Raw genomic sequence first — 20095 nt, forward strand, 5'->3', positions numbered from 1 at the left:
CCGTATTGCTTATTTTTACTAGGTGGCTTCAGGCGCGATCACACGCTGTGGTTGATCGGGTGACTTGGCACACAGGCACAACAAACCAAACGCCGCGACCGGGAGTATCGGAAACAGCATCAGGGCTGTGCGGTACGAGCCGCTTTTATCGAACACCATGCCCAACACGAACGGGCCGATAATGGCGCCCAGCAGGGTCACCGAAAAGGCGCTGCCAAAGATCCGCGCATACGCCAATTTGCCAAAGCGGCGGGAAATCAGATAACCGAGAATGTCGATCTCGGCGCCCTGGGTCGCGCCAATCAGGAAACTGGCCGCCAGCGCCCAGTGCAGCCCGTCCAGCAACATCAGAAAGCCAACCAACTGGCAGGTGAGGAAAATCCCCGCGACGGTTCGGGTGTGCAGATGATCGAGCAAGGCACCGCCAAACAGTCGCCCGAACAACGACCCGGCAGAACCCGCCGCAACAATGCCAGCGATCTGATTGGCGGATGCGCCCCAATCCGAGAGCATTGCCGGCAAGTGCACGCTGGCCCCCACGACGCCAAACAGCACCAGTACAAAGGCCAGCGAATACAGCCAGAAATCACGGGTAACCATCGCCTCCCGCAACGTCATGCCGATCACCTCCAACTGGCTTTTTTCAGCACGGCGCTCAGACTCCGGAATCGGCCCGTTGTTGTCACGGACAAACACCGCGAGATTGACCAGACCAATCGCCAGCGCAGTAGCCCCGGCCACCAGAAACGCCTCGCGCCAGCCGTTCAATGCGATGTTCTGCGAAATCAGATACGAGAATGCGCCGGTGCCGACCGCAAGGCCTGACGACGTGATTGCAAAGGCCAATCCCAAGTGTTTATCGAACCAGCGCTGGGTCAAAAACAGGAAGGCCGGATAACTCGCCAGATTGCCGAACGCCACACTCATCGCCGTGATTGCAACGAACGCAGGGAACGAGTGAATGAGCGACAGGCACATGTAGCTGCCGCATCCCAACACCGTACCGACCAACGCGACACGGCGCGCGCCAAAGCGGTCAACGAGGAAGCCAGCCAGTGGCATCACCAGCGCGTTGCAGATCGACGCGACAGAAATGATGATCGCAAAATCGGTACGCGACCAAGCGAACTCGGCGGTCACCGCCTTCATGAACAGGCCCAGCGGAATCAGCAGAATGGCCGGCGACGCGATGCTCATTCCGAGAAAACATCCAACAAGTACTGACCAACGTTTCATCTCTTGTGTCCTTATTATTGTAATGGCACACGCGCTGGAGCTTTAGGTCGACGACGTTACGGATCCGGCTTTTCAGGAGCCTACGTCCAGTCGCCATTTATATCAACAGCAGTTGAGATAAATGGCAAGTGAAAGGATGGACGGAGTGTGGGGATGATCAACACGCTGCATAATGCGTGTACTGATCATTCACCCGGAGGGTCGCTGAAAATGGCAATTGTTCATAAAGCTGCTCAGGCAGGTTTCTCAACAGAAGCCAAAACCTATACGCAGGGGCGCCCGGACTATCCCGGCGAAATACAGACATGGTTTAGAGACGCGCTGAACATTAGCCCTGGATTGGCGGTTATCGATTTAGGCGCCGGAACCGGCAAGCTCACGCGTTTGATGGATTCAATGGGTGTTGATGTGATTGCCGTCGAACCGGTCGCGGCCATGCGTGTCGAGTTTTCCAAGCATTTACCGAGCACCAGAATTGTGGACGGAATGGCCGAATCGATTCCTCTTGAGGACGGAACGGCGCAGGCGCTTATTTGCGCTCAGGCGTTTCACTGGTTCGCGAATGAAACGGCGCTCAGTGAGATTCACCGTGTACTCAAGCCGGGCGGCCGGCTCGGGCTGATCTGGAATGTGCGCGACGAGTCAGTCGACTGGGTGGCCGCCATCACTGAAATCATCACGCCTTACGAAGGCGATACTCCACGCTTTCATACCGGTGACTGGCGCCGATCGTTCAACAACGGCCGTTTCTCGGAGCTCGCATTGACCTGTTTCAATTACACCCATTCAGGCAGCGCCAAGTCTGTGATCCTTGATCGATTTCTCTCAGTCAGCTTCATCGCCGCGCTCCCTGCTGAAGAGAAAGACAGGGTGGCGGAACAACTGATGAATTTGATTCAGACCCACCCGGCGCTACGCGGACGCGAAACTATCGAGTTCCCCTATCAGACCCACGCGTATTCATGTCGCCGTCTAGATTGAGTCGATCCGTTCAGATTCAAAACCTCTTTTGTGTGGTCTTGTCATTTGCCAACGCTTGAGGCACGGTCGACACCACTGACATCTCTGCCAAAGGAATTACGCCGTTTCGAAGCTCTATCCCAGTATCGATCCCGAGGGGTTGGTCGGGGCAATGATCCTTGAAAAGAGGCAAAGCTCTGCCGCCTTCGGGTCGGTGATACTCCATACGTTCGACCGCCTGCTTCAGCCCCTGGAGCAGCACCAGGCCTTTGCCCTCGGCATGAGTGGCGGTCTCGCGTTCCGCCAGCCACGCGAACACTTCTGCAATCGCTAGCACCGTGTCGCGCGCAGCCTCGGCGTCAATCGGCTCATCGTGGGCGATGGCACACACCTCCAGCGCCTGGGCGAATACCAATTGCTGCCACGCCCTGTCGTAGTCGTAACGGTCCGACAAGCGCTGGGAGGCACCATTAAGGCGCTAGTGGACCTTGATCAAGCCGATATGACTGGTTGCCCTGTCAGACAGCAGCAAGCATAAATAGGGTGAAAGGTGAATTTTCCTGAACAGTATCTCTGCCAGGTGCGGCGCCTGCGTCGAGTGCTGCAACAAACGGCGCGTGTAAGGAAAACTGTCGCGCCGTACGCCGTCTTCGCATTCGTACTTCACGATGGCGGCCACGAGATGATGGGTCGTCTCGTAGTCGTAATAGTTCCCCGCCCCTTTCCACCACTGGAAACAATCAAAACAGCGCGCGCTCCGCAGGCGCCGAAAACGCTCGATCACGTCGCCCAGTTGGGACAGGTCCAGTGCTGGGCAATAGGCCTCCTGCTCGGAGCCGGTAAGCACCTTAGCTGAATCCCGCCGTGCAGGTCGCACGATGGCATTCATGCGATTCGCGGCCAGTGTGATATCGGCCGCGCATTGCTCCCAACTATCCCGCAGAGAGTCATCGGCCATCACGTACTGGAATGCACCGGCTAGAAAATCCTCGCGCGCCTCTGAATAGCGGAACTTCAGGTGAAAAACATACGGCCGCCTATAAGCCAGTACCATTTTCAACCACCATTCCTCGAACGCCACTTCGGGGTTTCCCTCGAGGCCCGCAATTGTTCCCACAGCAGTGTGCCGACCCGACAAGGTCGTCGTCTTCGAAGGAAACCTCATACCCACCGTGTGACGCAGACAACTTGTCGCGTGCTTGCAGGTAGCCCACGTCAGTAACACGGTCCTCATCGACACGAACATGCGGCGCCACCCAGCCGTCGACTCCGTGTCTGATGTTATAAAGAGACGCCACTGTCGCAAGCTCTTGCTTCAACTTTTGCGGCATGTCATCGGCGACGGGAACCGGCCTGACCACCTCCAGCAGCCCACTTTTGAAGGTCACCACGCGCTGCTGTTCAAGTTCGGCCAGCGGCATAGGGTCTTTCAGCGCCTGCCAGCCCTCCAGGTCATGCAACCAGGTTGCCTGCTCTTGCAAAAGGCCGAACACCGTGGTGCGGTTCAGTATGCGAGGATAAACAGTGCTGGCCGCCAGCAACTCAGCGATATAGCCATGCAGGAGTGTGATGAGGTCGGGCTCGCCCTGATTCTGACGTTCGTAAAAGTCGAGTTTCTTCTCGAGATCATAAATGAGACGTGCCGTATCCACCCCATGCCTCCTTGCGCCGCTGGAAATAGCCGGTCACGCTACCACTCCGGGGGCAGGGGCGCATTTGAATTTCGTGCGCGCAGCTTACCTAGCTACGCCGTGCGCCCTGCAACATTGTTTTCCAATCCTGAACCCAAAGTGTGTTTTCTGAAAAACAGCATCCCTCATTCCCTGATTGGATCGTCATTGGTTGGGACAGTGAGGCTAAAGCGGGTGGGAGTACTGGCTCTATGAACATCAATCGATGAACAGGCGCGTTAATTTCGAGAGCATTGAGCCAGTAATCTCAGGCTCGTGCGCTGCTTATGAACATCTGACATCGCCCATAAGTTAAATCATGTATTACAGAATGGTGTTCACAACCTCCCTGCATCACGACTTCGAAAAAATCGTTTCAGATGATCACGCTCTTTCAACGGGCCTTGTTGTTCAAAGTCATGGCGGCTGGTGATAGCATGCGCCCCCCCCCGGATTGGGGGCTTTATCACTTCCCGTAAGGAACACGTCCTGTGAAAGACTTCGTCATCAGCGTCAACAACCTCGTCCTCTACGTTTCTCTGGCCGTTATCTGGCTGGTCGCTATCGTGTCTCTGTTCACCGCCGGTTTCTTGCCAGCGCTGGGGATTTTCGTGGCCGGCACGTTGGTTTGGTGCATCGTTTCCGGTTTCTGGTTCGTCCAGTCGGCGACTTACGAAGAGCTGCGCAAGCTCAACGCTAATAAAGTCTGAAGTGTCTGTGCGGAGCCTTAGTGCTCCGCCTCTCTGGGCAACTAGCGCCTCTAAACCTGGATTCCCCACCCAGTAAATCGCAATAGAACCCCTCCGAACCGCAACGGTCTGTTCCTTATTACTCTCAGGAATTGATCCGATGTCCGCGCACCGCAGCCTTGTGATACTCGCTCGAGGTGGATACGCCGCTCGAGGCGTGCTCTATTTGATCATCGGTATCTTCGCGTTACTCGCCGCCCATGACTCAACCAAACCCAAAGACAGTCACAAAAGTCTCGAAGCTTTGTTGGCCCAGCCATTTGGCTATTTTTTAGTAGGACTTGTAGTGGCAGGTCTGCTCGCGTTCGCAGCCTGGCGTGTACTGCAAGCCACGCGTGATGTTGATCATCACGGCACACAACTCAAAGGTTTGGTAATTCGCGCGGGTCTTTTGGCGGGCGGTCTGGTCAATGGCGCGCTCGCGCTATTTGCATTGAGCCTGCTTGTGAGCGGGATCAAAAGTTCGGGCAGTTCCGGAGGGCAAACCAAAGACTGGCTGGCGCATTTGTTGTCTTGGGAATACTCGAATTTATTGGTGTACCTGATCGCGCTTATTCCGTTGGGTGTTGGTATTGCTCACATCATCAAGGGCTGGAAGGCCTCGTTTGAAAAGTATTTCGAGGCCGACGAAGACGTCATGCGCTATGTCCGCCCGGTGTCCCGATTCGGTCTGATCGCCCGTGGCGTGGTGTTTATAGAGATCGCATTGCTGCTGGCCGTCAGCGGTTCCGCTTATCAGGCGATGGATCCTCCCGGAATGAAAGAGGCCTTGGACGCGCTGCAAAATCTGCCCGCAGGATGGCTGATTTTGATGGTGATGGGCTTGGGGCTGATTGCCTTTTCGGTCTACAGTTTTTCTGAAGCGTGCTGGCGCAAGATCAACATGGACGTGCCGGGCGTTTCCAGTCAGTAGATCCTCAGGAATTAACTACGAACCGCCCTCCTGTTCCCGATACTTCGATAAATCGTCCATCGAGCATTCTTTGGACGATCGGAGATGAGCAATGCACCCAGTGACGCCTGACGGTCGCTACTTTGTTGTCAAAGGGCAGCTATGGCGATGCACCAATCCCTCGTTGCAAGAAGATCTGCGACAGCAACTTGTAAACGAACTCATGGCCGCCCGACGGGACGTAAAAGTTGCAAAAGCCGCCAGTGATCCGCAGCAATTGAAAGCAGTAAGAGCACGCGTTCATGCTGCGAAAGTTGCGCTCGGAGAACGAGGCCCGGTGTGGTGGGACGATGGCAGTCCTGATCTAAACAGGCATCAAGTTTCCAATACGCCTTACGCGCAATGGTATGAAACGCTCTGCAAAGGAACTGATTAGCCCGCCAATACGGTCATCCGTCGAATTGCCGTGCCCTTAGATTGACCAAAAGCCAAGCAAATCGTTAACTGTATGCATGTACAGTTAACCTGATAAGGCTTGCATCATGAGCATCACCCTCCTCGGCCCACTCGCGACCGGCGGCCAGAAGCTGCCCCTCTACTCATCCCGTGTGCCGGCGGGCTTCCCCTCCCCGGCGGCTGATCACATCGAGAAGCACATTTCCCTCGATGAGCTGTTCGACATCCGAGCGCCGCACGTGTACCTGGTGAGAATTGACGGCGACAGCATGCAGGGCGCCGGCATTTATTCAGGGGATCTGGTGGTCGTTGATCGAAGTATTGATGCGGTCAGTGGCGATATCGTCATCGCTGCGCTGAACTCCGAACCTTTCTGCAAGCGTCTGCTGCTGCGCGAGAACGCCGTGATGCTTTTATCAGAGAACCCGAAATACCCGGCAAGACATGTCATGGAAGGCGACGAGCTGGTGATCTGGGGTGTGGTGAAATACAGCGTGCGCGATCATGACAACACCTGAACCGGTCTTCGCCCTGATTGACTGCAACTCGTTTTATGCGAGTTGCGAGCGGGTTTTCCGGCCCGACCTGGCGAAGACGCCCATCGTGGTGCTGTCCAACAACGATGGCTGTGTGATTGCGCGCAGCTACGACGCCAAACCGTTTGTGAAAATGGGCCAGCCGTACTTCCAGATCAAGGATCATCTGCGCCGTAACGGCATCGTCGCGTTCAGCAGTAATTACGCGTTGTATGGCGACATGAGCGAGCGCGTCATGACCATCATCGAATCGCTGGTGCCTGCGCTTGAGGTCTACAGCATCGACGAGGCGTTTGCCGATCTGACGGGCATTGCCGGCGACTTGTCCGCGTTTGGTCGGCAGATGCGCTCTGCATTGCTCAAACGCACGGGCATCCCTGTCGGAGTGGGCATTGCCCGCACCAAAACCTTGGCCAAGCTCGCCAACCATACCGCGAAAAGGCTGCTGGACATCACCGGCGGCGTGGTCGATCTCTGCGATCCGTTCAAACGCGACTGGACGCTGCGCAACACCGATGTCGGCGAGGTCTGGGGCATCGGCAGGCGTATGAAAGCTCACCTGGAAGTCATGGGCATCATCACTGCCATGGACTTGGCGAAGGCCGACCCGTGGATGCTTCGGCAGAAATTCAGCGTGGTGATCGAAAAGACTGCACGCGAGCTCGCCGGCACGTCATGCCTCGAACTGGGAGAAGCTGACCCGCCGAAGCAGGAAATCTGCTGCAGCCGAATGTTCGGCACGCGACTCACGCAGATCGAGCCAATCAAGGAAGCCGTCGCGACCTACACCCAGCGTGCGGCCGAAAAACTCCGCGCGCAAAACTCGCTGTGCAAGAAGATCCGCGTGAGCATTCGCACCGGCATGTTCAATCCGGAAGAAGCGAAGTATGCGAACGGCGCGCTGGTGGAGTTGCCCTACCCGACCAACGACGTTCGCTTGATGACGAAAGCAGCCACGGAAGCGGTCAATCGGCTGTTTCGACCGGGTTTCAGATACAGCAAGGCCGAAGTGCTGCTGATGGATTTGCGGCAGCCGGGTGAATTCACGGATGACCTGTTCGCCCATTCGCAGCCGGCGATGGCTGACAAGGTCATGAGCGTTCTCGATGAGATCAATGGCCGCTGGGGCAAGGGCGTTCTTCGGGTGGCCAGTGTGCCCGCCGCGCCTGATTGGGGGATGCGTCGAGACCTGATGAGCCAAAGCTACACGACCAAGGTCAATCAGCTGTGGACGGTCAAGGCCCGATAGCTGGCGGGTGTTGCCGAACGTCCGACAACACCCGCTAGGGGCAAAGCCCTAGATCATCGGCGAACTGCTGACCACCCGCAGCGCGAGGCCTTCATAGGCATCGAGAACAATGGTGAATTCACCCTCGGGCGTAAGGTCACCTTCGACCCGCTCGTTGATGATGTCGACCACCGGCCCCGGCGCAATGTTGGGCAAGTGCAGGGTTTCAGTAATCGCTGTCGCGCCGAAGTTCAGGGCGGTGATCTGCGTGCCTTTGCCCGCAGGCAGTTCGTGAACCATGATCAGCAACCCCGGGTGTTCAACGTCCGGAACCAGAATCTGCCGACTGGCGGCAATATCGTAAGCCCGACGCGCCGAGAGAATTCGCTGCAGTTGCGAGGCAAACGAATCCGGATCCTGCATTTGCGCAGGCAGGCTGCCGTACAAGGATTTCGAACGGGGCATGAGGCCCGCTGACAGCGACGCCTCCGGGTTCAGATCAACCAGATCGTAAGCGCCACGATGAATCCAGCGGGTATCGCCATCGCCCATCAGATGCTCGACCTGCTCTGCCGGCAAAGGCAGTGCACCGACAAGATCCCACCCCGATAGCGCGAACACTCCGGGTTGCATCGCGTTGTACATCACCAGCAGCAAATGGATCTGTTTGATCTGCTGAATATCCGCAGGGGTAATGGCATCGAGGTCGCGAATGCCAAGGGCGGCGGTGATGATACTGGCGGTGGTGCAGGACACGCCGTTGGTCACGAACTTGAGATTGTAGGGTGCGTGTTCGCCGGTCAGGCGTTCGTACATCTGTTCACGGATGTGTTCGCGCAAGATGTTGCCGGGGAACGTCTGGCCCTGGAACAGATAGGTGTCGTGGGCATGCAACGTCCAGAAATGCACCAGTTCCAGCGTCAGTTCGTCATGGTTCTGCAAGGCATGGATCAGCGAGCCCGGGTCGATGCCGAGCGTGTGCATCTGGCGCAGCATCAGGCGCAGGAATTCGGTATCGCCCATCAGCAACGCGTGCTGGTAGGCCGGCCGGGTGATGAAATCGTAGGAGAGATCGGCGCCGCCGTGGGACATGGCAGCGATGTCGTCAACCGTCAAATTCAATTCCTGAAAGCTGAAGCCGCCGGCCTTGCGAATCGCCCCGCCCAGCAATTGGTTGCCGGTGATCGACAGCGGATGGCTTTCCGACCACGCAGTGCCGTCGAGCTTGCGCTCCACACCGAGAAAACCGTTGGCATCGAGACGGAGAATTTTCGCGCCCATGACGTCGATGGCATGCAGCGCATCACCGATGATCATCTGCTGCGCGGCAAAGGTCGGATCCAGCCAGTTCAACGACGGCTGGCCTTCCTTGAAATAATGCAAGTACACCCAGCGACGCGGCTTGCCATCGACACCCATGACGATCGACGTCGCGCTCCAGTCGGTTTCCTTGACCCCCGGCTCGAAGAAGATCACCCGTTGCAGCTGGCCAACGATGTAATGCTTGTCGCGCAGCGCATCAACCTGCTGCGGGCTGAGGTTTTGCGCGTCACGCCCCTCTGCCACATCAGGCAGCAGCGGCCAGTCCTCCTCGCGGATTTCGACCATGTGATAGAGGCCCGGATAATCCTCATAGGCCATCTCGGCCAGACGAAAATCCGCGCCTTTGCCGGTATGCGACGGGATCACATCATCGATGACGACGGCGTTATGCGCAGCGGCCATGCGGGTCAGTGCCTGCAGCTGCGCCTCGGTGCCGAGTTGCGGGTCGATGTCGAAACTGATGCGGTCGAAATTGCCGTCGATGGTCGGCGTGTGTTCAGTGCCTCGCAGGCCCCCAGACTTTTTCAGCGGCCCGTTATGGATGCCCTGAATGCCGATTTTCGAAAGCAAGTGCCACAGACCTTCATCGCCCAAGGCCTCCAGCACGGTGCCGTTTTCGCGGGTAACAATGGAAGCGGGATACGCGGTAAACCAGACCGAGGCCAAAGCCGAAGCGTCCCGAGGCCGGGTATGGGCGTAGGGCTGCTGCCACAAGCGGCCCTGTCCCGAGTAGAGTTTGGCCCGCTGCCTTGCGGCATGCAGCATGGATTGTTCGACCAACCACGCCACTTGGTTCTGTTCAGCCGTCGTCATGAAAACCATTGCCTCTCGTTGGAGTGAGCCTGCGATCGGGCCTTGCATCCAGCACAGCGACGCCGCCCGATTCATTTATGTATGAGGCCCGGAGGTGGATTTCGTTGCATTGGTCTTGGCGAAGGCGCCTCGATCCCCCAGACAGGTCGGAAAAATCAAATAGCCAAATGGCCCGGCGCCTCGCCATGGTGCAATTCGCCTTCATTTGGAGCGCAATCACTCCGTGAGCACCCCGTAAACAGTGTAGTTTCCACGGCAAATCCGAGTGGCACCCTCCTTGCTAGCAATAAATCTGTAACTGCTAGCAATCAGGAGAATCACCCATGGCAACTCGGTTTCAAAACCTGCAACGTCTGCTGTTTCCCGTGGCTGCGGCAGTCACGCTCAATATGGCAATGTTCGGTGGCGCGCAAGCGGCCGAGCCGCCGATCAAGGTCGGTTTGGTCGCAGCCCTTTCCGGGCAGTCGGCCAAATCCGGTGAAGCCCTGACCCGGGGTTTGACCATGGCGATCAATGAGGTCAATGCCAGCGGCGGCGTGCTCGGCCGTCCGCTGGAATTGGTGCGTCGCGACGATGAAAGCAATCCGTCGAAGGGCATCCTCGCCGCGCGCGAACTGGTGCAGCGCGAGAAAGTCGCCGTGCTGTTTGGTGGTCTTGATACACCGGTTTCGCTGGCCATCGTACCGCTGGTCAATCAGATGAAAGTGCCGTTCATGGGCATCTGGGCAGCGGGTACGAAAATCACCGAAAACGGCGCGCCTGACAACTATGTGTTCCGTGTTTCCGCTGTCGATGAGTTGGTGGATGAGGCGCTGGTGAAATATGGCGTCGACCACGGCATGAAGAAGCCGGGGATGATCCTCATCAACAATCCGTGGGGCGAGTCCAACGAGGCTGGCTTCAAGCGTGCGCTGGAAAAACGCGGCATGGCCAACGCCGGTGTCGAGCGGATTCAGGACAGCGATCTCGACGTCGTTCCGCAACTCACTCGCTTGAAAAACGCCGGTGCCGACACCCTCCTCCTCGTCGGTAACGTAAGCCCTTCCGCGCAAGTCGTGAAATCTCTGGATCGCATGGGCTGGGACGTGCCGGTCGTTTCGCACTGGGGCCCGGCTGGTGGCCGTTTTGGCGAACTCGCGGGGCCGAACGCCGGGCGCGTGCATTTCATCCAGACCTACGTGTTCACCGAGCACAACAGCGCCAAGGGCGATGCCTTGTTGGCCGCATTGAAAACCGCCTACCCGCAGATCAAAACCCTGGCTGACGTCACCCCGGCGGTGGGCATCGCCAATGCTTATGACGGGCTGCACCTCGCCGTTGAAGCGATCAAAAAGGCCGGCAGCACCGACGGCAAAGCGATCCGCGACGGCTTTTACGCCATCAGCGAATACGACGGTTTGATCAAGGACTACAAGCAACCGTTTACCCCGACCAAGCATGACGCGTTGGGGCCGGACGATTACCTGTTCACGCATTTCGTCAACGACCAAATCGTCCCGCTCGCGCCTAAGGAGTAAGCCATGTACACCGCCGCCATCATCTCCGGGCTGGGCCTCGGCAGCATGTACGCGTTGCTGGCGTTAGGGTTTCACCTGACCTACGTCGTCTCGCGCACCGTCAACTTCGCCCAGGGCAGCGCCATGATGGTCGGCGCGGTGTTGGGCTACACCTTTTGCATCAACTGGGGCTGGTCGCTGTGGTTTGCGCTGCCGCTGACGTTGCTGCTCTGTGCGCTGTATGGCTTGGCCATCGAGCGCTGGCTGGTGCGGCCGTTTCACAGTCGCGGCTCACAGGCGTGGCTGATGGCGACGGTGGCCGGCGGGATTCTGGTCGATAACCTGGCGTTGTTCACCTTCGGCAAGGAGCCTCGGCAGTTCGAAAGCAGCCTGGCCAACCTGAATGTCGAGATGTTCGGCAGCAACGTCGGTGCCCTGCAATTGCTGATTCCGCTGGTTGGGGCGGCGATTGCGCTGGCGTTGTATCTGGTGCGGCGTTACACCCGGCTGGGCAAAGTGCTGGAAGCCTGCGTGCAGAATCCTCGCGCGGCGATGCTGATGGGCATCAACGTCAATCGTGTGGTCGCCATCGCTTTTGCGATCTCGACAGTGTTTGCCGCCGTCGCCGGTTTGTTGATTGCGCCGCTGTTCAGCGTCAACGCGGAGATGGGCATGTTGTTTGGCCTGAAAGCCTTTGCGGTGGCGATTCTCGGCGGCATCACCAGCGCCGGCGGCGTGTTCACGGCGGGGTTGCTGTTTGGTCTGACGGAAGCGCTGATCACCATGTATTTTGGCTCGGCGTTTACCCAGATATTCACGTTTGCGCTGGTGATTGTCGCATTGGCGATTCGTCCCAACGGTCTGTTCGGCAGCCAGGCATTGGTGAAAGTATGAAGAACCTTCCCTCCTTGCTGATCGCCCTCCTCGCGGTCGTTTCTGGGGTCATGGCGTTCACGCTGGACAGCTATTCCCTGCTGGTTTTCACCCTGTGCGCGCTGGCGACAGTGGTCGGCGTGAGCCTGAATATTCTGATCGGCCTGAGCGGGCAGATTTCCTTTGGTCATATTGCTTTCTACGCGATCGGCGCCTATGTGTCGGCACTGCTGACCTTGGCGGGTTGGCCGTTATGGCTGGCGCTGCCGCTCGCCGGTGTCGCGGCGGGAGTCATCGGCGCGCTGTTGGCGATTCCTGCCCTGCGGGTTAGCGGCCCGTATTTGGCGATGATCACCATCGCCTTTGCGTTTGTCGTGCATCACAGTTTGATCGAATGGCGTGAAGTCACGGGCGGTTCCAACGGTTTGATGGGCATCCCCATGCCGGAATTTTCCGGGCTTGATCCGTCGATTTTCCTCGCGCTGTTGGCCGCCGCTTTGATGATTGGCGCCCTGCTCTTCTATCAGCGCCTCAGCCACAGCCGCTGGGGCAAAGCCATGCGCGCGGTGAAAGCTTCAGAAATCGCTGCGCGCTCGCTGGGCTTCAATCCGGTCATCAGCAAAACTCTCGCCTTTGCTTTGTCGGCGGCGTTGACCGGACTCGCGGGTGGCTTGCTCGCGCCGTTGCTGATGTTCATCAACCCGGAATCCTTTCCGTTTTCGCAGTCGATTTTGTTTGTGCTGGCAGTGATCGTCGGTGGCAGCGGCATGCTCTTCGGGCCGCTGATTGGCGCGTTGTTGATTGTGCTGGTGCCGGAACTGCTCTCGGATTTTGCCGAATACCGGTTGCTGATTTTTTCCACGTTGCTGCTGTTGGTGCTGTGGATCGCACCGAATGGCCTGCTGGGCGCCCTCGCCCGACGCTGGATCAAACCGACGCGTTTGCTGCCGCCCACGCAGTTCAATGAGCAACATATCGCCGCGCATCTGCGCAGCCGTGGCGTGAACTCAGGCTTGCGGGTAACTGATATCGGCATTCGTTTCGGCGGCGTGCAGGCCGCGCAACACGTCAGTTTGCATGCCCCCGCCGGCAGCATCACCAGCATCATCGGCCCTAACGGTGCGGGCAAAACCACCGTGCTCAATATGATCAGCGGCTTCTATGTACCGGACAGTGGCCAGATTGAACTGCAACAACCGCTGGCCGGGCTGCCTGCCTGGAAAAGCGCTCGGGCCGGGATTGCCCGTACGTATCAGACCACCCTGCTGTTCGGCGAAATGTCGGTGTTGGACAACCTTCTGGTGGCGATGCAGCAGGGTCGCATGGGCCTGCCGTTCAGCCTTTCCACAGTCGAGCAGCGCAGTCTGGCGCTGGATCTGTTGGCACTGGTCGGCTATCGCGGTGAAGTAAATATTGCCGCCGAAGATCTGCCGCATGTGGATCGGCGTCTGGTGGAAATCGCCCGTGCATTGGCGACGGCGCCTGCAGTGTTATTGCTGGATGAACCGGCAGCGGGCCTCAGTCGTCGTGACACGGATGACCTGGCCATTCTGCTGCGCAAACTGGCGAATTTCGGCCTGACAGTGATTCTGGTCGAGCACGACATGGCGCTGGTCATGTCGGTGTCCGAGCACTTGCTGGTGCTCGACGCCGGCAAGCCTATCGCCTCGGGGCCGCCGGCGGAAATTCGACAAAACCCGCAAGTCATCGCTGCTTATCTGGGCGGTACCGAGTATCAAGCCACGCCTCGCGAGCAGGTGTGGAATGGCAGTCGCGATGCGCGTTTGTACGTCAAGGATCTGGTCATCGATTACGGCGCGTCAGCCGTGGTCGACAAGGTCAATCTGCTGGTTAATCCCGGCGAACTGGTGGCGATTCTCGGCGCGAACGGCGCGGGCAAATCGAGCATCCTGCAATGTCTGGCAGGCCTGCATCGCGCCAGCGGCGGCAGTATTTTGCTGGACAACGAAAACATCGAACTGGCCAACGCCAGCACCATCGCCGCTAAAGGTCTGGCACTGGTGCCGGAGGGCCGTCAGGTTTTCCCGTATCTGAGTGTGCGCGACAACCTGTTGCTCGGCGGCTATTCGCGCCGCGACAGCTTCGATGCCGAGGCTGAAATCGAGGCCATCCTCAAGCGCTTCCCGCGCCTGCGAGATCGCATCGACAACCCGGCCGGGCTGCTTTCCGGCGGCGAACAACAAATGGTCGCTGTGGGCCGTGGCCTGATGGCCAAGCCAAAAATCCTGCTGCTCGATGAGCCGTCACTGGGTCTTTCGCCCGCGATGATCGGCGAGTTGTACGACGCACTGGCGGCGCTGCGCGACGAAGGCGTGACCATCCTGCTCGTGGATCAAATGGCCAACCTCGCGCTGCAAGTGGCGGATCGTGCTTACGTTCTCGAAACCGGCATCATCGTCAAAGCCGCCGGCTCCGCAGAACTGCGCGCCGACAAAGCGCTGGCCGCCGCTTATCTGGGTGAAGGGGCCAGTGCATGAGCACCCTGAAAATCATCAATGCACGGCTCGGAAGCGATCACCAAGTAAGCGAGTTCTACGTTGAGAACGGCTACTTCGTCGACGCCTTCAGCTCGAATGCCAGCCACTGGCAAACCCTTGATCTGCACGGCCAATTGATGATGCCGGGTCTGATCGAAACTCATATCCATCTGGACAAGGCCTGCATCATGCAGCGCTGTCATTTGCAGGAAGGCACCCAGGCTGAAGCCGTCGCGCAAACCCGCGCGGCGAAAGCCGAATTCACTGAAGACGATGTTTATCAGCGTGGTGCGCAGGTGCTGGACAAGGCGATTGTGCAAGGCACGACGCACATGCGCACCCACGTCGAACTGGATCCGCAGATCGGTCTGACCGGGTTCAACGCGATTCGCCGTTTGCAGGCTGATTACGCCTGGGCCATCAGTCTGGAAATCTGCGTGTTTCCCCAGGAGGGTCTGCTGAATAATCCCGGGACTGAGGCGCTGTTGTGTCAGGCACTGGAAAGCGGCGCGACGGTGCTCGGCGGCTGCCCGTACATGGACAGCGACCCTCATGGGCAGATCCAGCGTCTGTTTGAACTGGCGGTGCGCTACGACTGCGACCTCGATCTGCACCTGGATTTCGACCTGAACACCGAAGGCATGACGGTCATGGAAGTCGCACGCTGCACGCAGCTGCACGGCTGGGGCGGACGCGTCACCGTCGGGCACGCGACCAAGTTGTCGACGCTGCCCCGTGAGCCACTGACGGTGCTGGCTCTGCATCTGGCCAAAGCAGGCGTGCAAGTCACCTGCCTGCCGAGCACCGATCTGTTTTTGCTCGGTCGCGAGGCGTTCCACAACAAACCCAGAGGCTTGGCGCCACTCGCGCATTTGCATGCGTGCGGCGTGACCTGCTCGGTCTCGACCAACAACATCGGTAACCCGTTTACGCCGTATGGCGATGCGTCGTTGATCCGTCAGGCCAACCTGTTCGCCAACGTCAGTCAGATGGGCACGGTGGCTGAACTGCTGCAATGCCTGGCGTGGGTCTCCAGCGAGTCGGCGGTGATGCTGCGATTGAAGGATTACGGTTTGCGACCAGGCTGCCGCGCCGATTTCATCGTGTTCGACGCGTCCTCGCCAGCGGCGGTGATCGCTGAAATAAGCGCACCGTTGATGGGCTTCAAGGGCGGGCGCCAGACGTTTAGTCGGCCGGCAGCAACGTTGATCAAACCGCGTTAATCAATCAGCGCCTGCTTGAGGTTGAACTCGGCGGGCGCAGTTTCTTCCAGCGCCAACTGCGCTTCCAGCTCATCCAGATGCTCAATCATCACCGCCACGGCTTTGGCGTTATCGCCATTTTCCAGCGCGGTGATGATCTCCTGGTGCTCATCGGACGCACACGACGGCACGTCATTGCGCTGATACAGCGCGACGATCAATGAGCTGCGCACCATCAGGTTGGCGAGGATATCGCTGAGCACTGTGTTGCCACTGATCTCGCCGAGCAGCAGGTGAAACTCGCTCAGCTCGCGGACGATGGCGCGGCGATCGGTGTCGTTGGTGGCTTTGCGTTCGTTGTTCATGTGTTGGGCGATACGCTGACGCTGCGTACGCATGGTTTGCGGCGTGATCGCTTCGACAATTGCGCGCTCGATGGCGCGCCGGGCGCTGAAAATATCCCGCGCTTCGCGTGCCGTCGGCTGGGCAACCATGGCGCCGCGATTGGCTTCGATAGTCACCACTTTTTGCATCGCCAGACGCTGCAACGCCACCTGCACATGATTGCGGTTGGCTTGCAGGGTTTCGACGATATGCGCTTCGATCAATCGCGTGCCGGGCGGCAGGCGATGCTGGGCGATAGCCTTGAACAGCGCATCGACGATCCGTTGCACCTCAAGCTGTTTGGCGGTGACAGTGCTCAAGCCCATCCTTTCCTCTGTTTTTCAGAACGCCGCAGGCCAACCCACAACAATGTGTCTGGCGGGCAATCGGCGGCATTATCCGCCAGCCGCCCAAGCCCGGCAAATGTGCGCTGCAAGGATCAGTCCGGTTGACCGAGCCCGATGCCCTCCCCCCGTGGATCGTGCATGGCGCTGCGCCGACCCTCGGCGTCAATCGCAATAATCCCGGCGTGGCCGGTCATGGGGCTGCGCACTGGAATGATTTCCACCTCATGGCCCAACATGCCGAGGCCTTCAATCGTCGCGACGCTCATGTCGCCTTCAAGCTTGAGGTTGTCCGTACTGTCGAAAAAGCTGCGACCCAACAGAAAACGCGGCGCGTGCAACGCCTGATCAATCGGTTGTTGATAGTCGATCAGTTGCGTCGCCAGCACCATCTGCGTTTGCGGTTGACCATCGCCACCCTGCGTGCCGAAGAACCAGCGGCGGCCATCGTCAGCCAGATAGCAGGACGGATTGAGCGTGTGCGCCGGACGCTTGCCCGGTGCCCAGCCGTTGACGTGTTGGGGGTTGGCGTTAAATCCGGCCGCGCGGTTTTGCCACAACACGCCGGTGTCACCGAGGATGCAGCCCGACCCGAAGTCATGGAACAGGCTCTGGATCAGGCAAGCCGTACGGCCCTGCGCATCGGTCGCGGCCATCCAGATGGTATCGGCGGGCCGCCCCGGCTCGTTCCACGGCGCCGCGCGCTGATCGTCGATGGCATCGGCATAAGCTTTAATCTGCGCATCTTCAAGACTGGCGGCGAAATCCCACGCTTGGCGGTGCGGATCGCACAACTGCGCATTGCGTCGCAGCAGGCCCTGTTTGATCGCTTCGACGAGATAGTGATAGTAAAGCGCGCTGCCATTACCGACGTCCGCCAGCGGTTTGTGTTGCAGCGCGGCCATGGCTTGCAGCGTGTACAAACCTTGACTTGGTGGCGCGACGTTGTAGAGCCGACCATCGCGATAACGTACCGAAATCGGTGCGACTTCGGGTGCGCGAGTTGCCGCCAGATCGGCCGCCGTCAAACCGCAAGCCAATCGATCAAACGCAGCCCCGAACGCCTCGGCCAGTTCGCCGTGGTAGAAATCCTCGACGCCGTGTTTCGCCAGATGCCGCAGGGTGTTGGCCAACTCGGGCTGGCGCAACGTATCGCCCTCGCGTAACCAGTGTCCTTCGTGTTTGCACAGACGATGCAGATCCGGCAATTGCTCGATCAGGGGTTGGCGCAGGGTTTGCCAGAACAGCTGCGAGCGCGACACCTGCACACCGGCATCGGCCACGCTCGCGGCGTCACTTAACAGATCAGCCCAGCCGAGCCGCGAGCCCCATTCATGCCGACTGATGTTCGCCGCCGTCTGCCAACTGGCCATCGCGCCCGCCGTGCTGGCGACCGACGCCGGGCCGCGCACGGTGATGATTCCGCCCTCGGGCAAACGTTGCCCGGCCTGACCAATCCCCACGATGGTGCGCACCTGACTGTCGTGGATCATCCATAGGGCATCGCCGCCCAGGCCAGTCATGTGCGGGAACACCGCCGCTAGCATCGCACTGGCGGCGAGCATGGCATCAATGGCTGTGCCGCCCGCGTCGAGAATACGCAGGCCGGCGGCGCTGGCATCGGCATGAGGCGTACAGATCACCGCACGGCTGGAGGTTGCGATCATGGTGGCGGGCTCTCTCTTTGCTAGTGATCGTTATGGTGATTGCTAGCAAAGCAAGATGTATGCCTTCAGGAGCCGCTATTCCTGCTCGTGGGTAATGTCCACCAGCGGGATCGGTTCGATCGCCCAGGCGTGGATCTGACGACGCTCGGGGCTCGGCACCGCACAGGCCTTGCGCCCGGTAAATATTCGCGCGAGGCGTTCTTCATCAATGCGCCAGCCGCGCTGCTCCAGTGCCTGCACGTCTTTACGAAAGGCGATTTGCAGCGCGTCGGATTTTAACGAGACCTCTTGCTGAAAGGAGTCCGGCACGCGCTCCGGGCGTACGTTTTTCAGCACGGCGTGATCCTGTTCAAAGATACGAATGTTGCTGGCAATGAACCGGCGATCCAGCAGCCGTGAGCGCAGGAATGTTCTGCCCATCATCCACCAGGTTCGCGTGCGGTTGGCGTCAATCGGCACGTGCGCCGAGACGATGTAGATCCGCCAGCCATTGGGTAATTCGAGCTCCAGCGTTGTACACGGCCCGGACAAATGAAAACCCGGAACAGTGACCACACTGACAAACTCGGTGGAAGATTTGCGTCTCAACAGCCCTTTGCGCGCGGGCCTGCGCATGAGCATTTGTGCGCTGCCGCTCCACGCATCGCTTTCCACATCGAACGCTTCAATCTCGGGATGATCCGGATCGCCGAAGGTTGAACCATGCACAAAGGGAGCGTGGGCGAAATCGAGGCCGTTTTCGATAATCCGATCCCAACTGGCCTGCCAATCGAAATGGCCGCTGACCACCCGAATGGCCGGATCGTCAATCCAGTCGAGCGTTGGTAGAGGCGGACGTTCCGCTTCTGGAAGATCACCTAAAAACGCCCAGATCCAGCCATAGCGTTCCAGCGTTGGATAGGCGTCGACGCGAGCCTTCGCCGGAATCCGTTGGTCTGGCTGCGCGGGTATGTGCGTGCAGACGCCATCCGCACCAAACCGCCAGCCGTGATACGGACACTGCACGCTGTTGCCGACCTTGCTGCCGGCCGACAGCGAACCGCCGCGATGCACGCACACATCTGAAAGCAGATGCGCGACGCCCGCCTCATCACGGAACGCCACAAACGGTTGCCCGAGCAATTGCACCGGCATCAATCCTTCAGTCAATTGCGACGAGGGCAGAACGACATACCAGAGGTTCGTGAGCATGGGGCGCGGGTGATTCCGTCAATTCGGTTAGCTGAGATCATAAAACGAAAGCGGCTCCGAAGAGCCGCTATGTCTGCCTTACGTGATTCAACGACGCAGAAAGCGGTTGACCAACAGCAGCACTGCCGCACCGATGGCCAGTGCAGCCACTGGTTTTTCTTTAACAAACGTCGAGACGTTGTCCAACGTGTCGCCGTAGGTTTTAGTCAGTTGGCCCGAGGCCTGACGTGCAGCGCCTTCAGCGTCCAGCCGCGAATCACCGATCAATTTCCCGACTGCGCTCTGCGCCTTGCCTGCGAGTTTTTCTGCAACGCCTTCAACTTGTTCACTTTTCATAATTCATCAAACCTTCGTCTGTAAGTGGAGAGTTCAGAATCGACCTGAGCGTGTGCCGAGAGGCTATCTGCACAGCATTAGGGGAACGGGCGTGGTGATTGGTTCCATCGAGATGAGCTTCAGCAGCCGAAAACCCGTGTTTGCTGACCTTCTGCTGGACTCGCAAATACCTATACAGAAGACTACCCTTGTATAACTAATTGCCGGCCTGGCGATGACCTCGAATTTAACGGACTCCGAT

At 58.7% G+C, this 20095-nt stretch carries 19 protein-coding genes; 10 read left to right on the plus strand and 9 right to left on the minus strand.

Going from position 1 to position 20095, the window contains the following annotated elements; translation table 11 throughout:
• Nucleotides 1-18: 18 nt before the first annotated feature.
• Nucleotides 19-1197, minus strand: a complete 1179-nt coding sequence (locus ACIP66_RS03545) for an MFS transporter (RefSeq protein WP_400645469.1) — start codon at nucleotides 1195-1197, stop codon at nucleotides 19-21.
• A 249-nt stretch (nucleotides 1198-1446) separates the two neighbouring features.
• On the opposite strand from ACIP66_RS03545, the gene ACIP66_RS03550 reads away from it, so the two are divergent.
• The gene (locus ACIP66_RS03550; protein WP_400645608.1) at nucleotides 1447-2217 is read left to right on the plus strand and encodes a class I SAM-dependent methyltransferase; all 771 of its coding nucleotides are present in this window, start codon (nucleotides 1447-1449) and stop codon (nucleotides 2215-2217) included.
• A gap of 16 nt (nucleotides 2218-2233) precedes the next feature.
• Here the strand turns inward: ACIP66_RS03550 and ACIP66_RS03555 are convergent, their stop codons facing one another.
• From ACIP66_RS03555 to ACIP66_RS03565, 3 genes are read right to left on the minus strand one after another with little or no spacing between them, the layout of a single operon-like run.
• Entirely contained in the window at nucleotides 2234-2650 is a 417-nt protein-coding gene (locus ACIP66_RS03555) for a hypothetical protein (protein ID WP_400645472.1), read from the minus strand.
• Between the two features lie 24 nt (nucleotides 2651-2674).
• The gene (locus tag ACIP66_RS03560) at nucleotides 2675-3256 is read right to left on the minus strand and encodes a hypothetical protein (protein ID WP_400645475.1); all 582 of its coding nucleotides are present in this window, start codon (nucleotides 3254-3256) and stop codon (nucleotides 2675-2677) included.
• The gene (locus ACIP66_RS03565; protein ID WP_400645478.1) at nucleotides 3234-3848 is read right to left on the minus strand and encodes a hypothetical protein; all 615 of its coding nucleotides are present in this window, start codon (nucleotides 3846-3848) and stop codon (nucleotides 3234-3236) included. The genes ACIP66_RS03560 and ACIP66_RS03565 overlap by 23 nt, the downstream gene beginning before the upstream one ends.
• Nucleotides 3849-4357: 509 nt before the next feature.
• Here ACIP66_RS03565 and ACIP66_RS03570 point away from each other — a divergent pair.
• The 5 genes from ACIP66_RS03570 (at nucleotide 4358) to umuC (ending at nucleotide 7748) form a co-directional block, all read left to right on the plus strand.
• A complete protein-coding gene (locus tag ACIP66_RS03570; RefSeq protein WP_053120216.1) occupies nucleotides 4358-4576 on the plus strand; it encodes a hypothetical protein in 219 nt (72 codons plus the stop codon).
• A gap of 139 nt (nucleotides 4577-4715) precedes the next feature.
• The gene (locus ACIP66_RS03575; protein WP_400645481.1) at nucleotides 4716-5528 is read left to right on the plus strand and encodes a DUF1206 domain-containing protein; all 813 of its coding nucleotides are present in this window, start codon (nucleotides 4716-4718) and stop codon (nucleotides 5526-5528) included.
• A 91-nt stretch (nucleotides 5529-5619) separates the two neighbouring features.
• The gene (locus tag ACIP66_RS03580) at nucleotides 5620-5943 is read left to right on the plus strand and encodes a hypothetical protein (RefSeq protein ID WP_212549517.1); all 324 of its coding nucleotides are present in this window, start codon (nucleotides 5620-5622) and stop codon (nucleotides 5941-5943) included.
• 106 nt (nucleotides 5944-6049) lie between these two features.
• Complete coding sequence (locus tag ACIP66_RS03585) at nucleotides 6050-6481, plus strand: LexA family transcriptional regulator (protein ID WP_053120212.1); 432 nt, start codon at nucleotides 6050-6052, stop codon at nucleotides 6479-6481.
• Nucleotides 6468-7748, plus strand: a complete 1281-nt coding sequence (gene umuC, locus ACIP66_RS03590; RefSeq protein WP_400645485.1) for a translesion error-prone DNA polymerase V subunit UmuC — start codon at nucleotides 6468-6470, stop codon at nucleotides 7746-7748. Before ACIP66_RS03585 ends, umuC begins: the two co-directional genes overlap by 14 nt.
• A gap of 48 nt (nucleotides 7749-7796) precedes the next feature.
• Here the strand turns inward: umuC and treS are convergent, their stop codons facing one another.
• Entirely contained in the window at nucleotides 7797-9863 is a 2067-nt protein-coding gene (gene treS, locus ACIP66_RS03595; protein WP_400645611.1) for a maltose alpha-D-glucosyltransferase, read from the minus strand.
• Between the two features lie 323 nt (nucleotides 9864-10186).
• Here treS and ACIP66_RS03600 point away from each other — a divergent pair, with 323 nt between their 5' ends.
• The 4 genes from ACIP66_RS03600 to ACIP66_RS03615 are packed head-to-tail and all read left to right on the plus strand — an operon-like array spanning nucleotide 10187 to nucleotide 15953.
• Nucleotides 10187-11380 carry an ABC transporter substrate-binding protein gene (locus tag ACIP66_RS03600; protein WP_400645488.1) on the plus strand — a complete coding sequence of 398 codons (1194 nt, stop codon included), beginning with the start codon at nucleotides 10187-10189 and terminating at the stop codon, nucleotides 11378-11380.
• 3 nt (nucleotides 11381-11383) lie between these two features.
• Nucleotides 11384-12253 carry a branched-chain amino acid ABC transporter permease gene (locus ACIP66_RS03605; protein WP_400645491.1) on the plus strand — a complete coding sequence of 290 codons (870 nt, stop codon included), beginning with the start codon at nucleotides 11384-11386 and terminating at the stop codon, nucleotides 12251-12253.
• Entirely contained in the window at nucleotides 12250-14730 is a 2481-nt protein-coding gene (locus ACIP66_RS03610) for an ATP-binding cassette domain-containing protein (protein WP_400645493.1), read from the plus strand. Before ACIP66_RS03605 ends, ACIP66_RS03610 begins: the two co-directional genes overlap by 4 nt.
• Nucleotides 14727-15953 carry an amidohydrolase family protein gene (locus ACIP66_RS03615; protein ID WP_400645496.1) on the plus strand — a complete coding sequence of 409 codons (1227 nt, stop codon included), beginning with the start codon at nucleotides 14727-14729 and terminating at the stop codon, nucleotides 15951-15953. Before ACIP66_RS03610 ends, ACIP66_RS03615 begins: the two co-directional genes overlap by 4 nt.
• Here the strand turns inward: ACIP66_RS03615 and ACIP66_RS03620 are convergent.
• The 4 genes from ACIP66_RS03620 to ACIP66_RS03635 form a co-directional block, all read right to left on the minus strand.
• On the minus strand, nucleotides 15950-16642 hold the full coding sequence (locus tag ACIP66_RS03620; protein ID WP_053120200.1) for a GntR family transcriptional regulator: 693 nt from the start codon (nucleotides 16640-16642) through the stop codon (nucleotides 15950-15952). The two genes, ACIP66_RS03615 and ACIP66_RS03620, sit on opposite strands and share 4 nt — an antisense overlap.
• 113 nt (nucleotides 16643-16755) lie before the next feature.
• Nucleotides 16756-18327, minus strand: a complete 1572-nt coding sequence (locus ACIP66_RS03625; protein WP_400645499.1) for a gamma-glutamyltransferase family protein — start codon at nucleotides 18325-18327, stop codon at nucleotides 16756-16758.
• A 75-nt stretch (nucleotides 18328-18402) separates the two neighbouring features.
• On the minus strand, nucleotides 18403-19518 hold the full coding sequence (locus tag ACIP66_RS03630) for a Rieske 2Fe-2S domain-containing protein (RefSeq protein ID WP_400645502.1): 1116 nt from the start codon (nucleotides 19516-19518) through the stop codon (nucleotides 18403-18405).
• 87 nt (nucleotides 19519-19605) lie between these two features.
• A complete protein-coding gene (locus tag ACIP66_RS03635) occupies nucleotides 19606-19854 on the minus strand; it encodes a CsbD family protein (RefSeq protein WP_053120194.1) in 249 nt (82 codons plus the stop codon).
• Nucleotides 19855-20095 lie beyond the last annotated feature (241 nt).

This window comes from Pseudomonas sp. NPDC088429 (assembly GCF_044753305.1).
GTDB lineage: Bacteria > Pseudomonadota > Gammaproteobacteria > Pseudomonadales > Pseudomonadaceae > Aquipseudomonas > Aquipseudomonas rustica.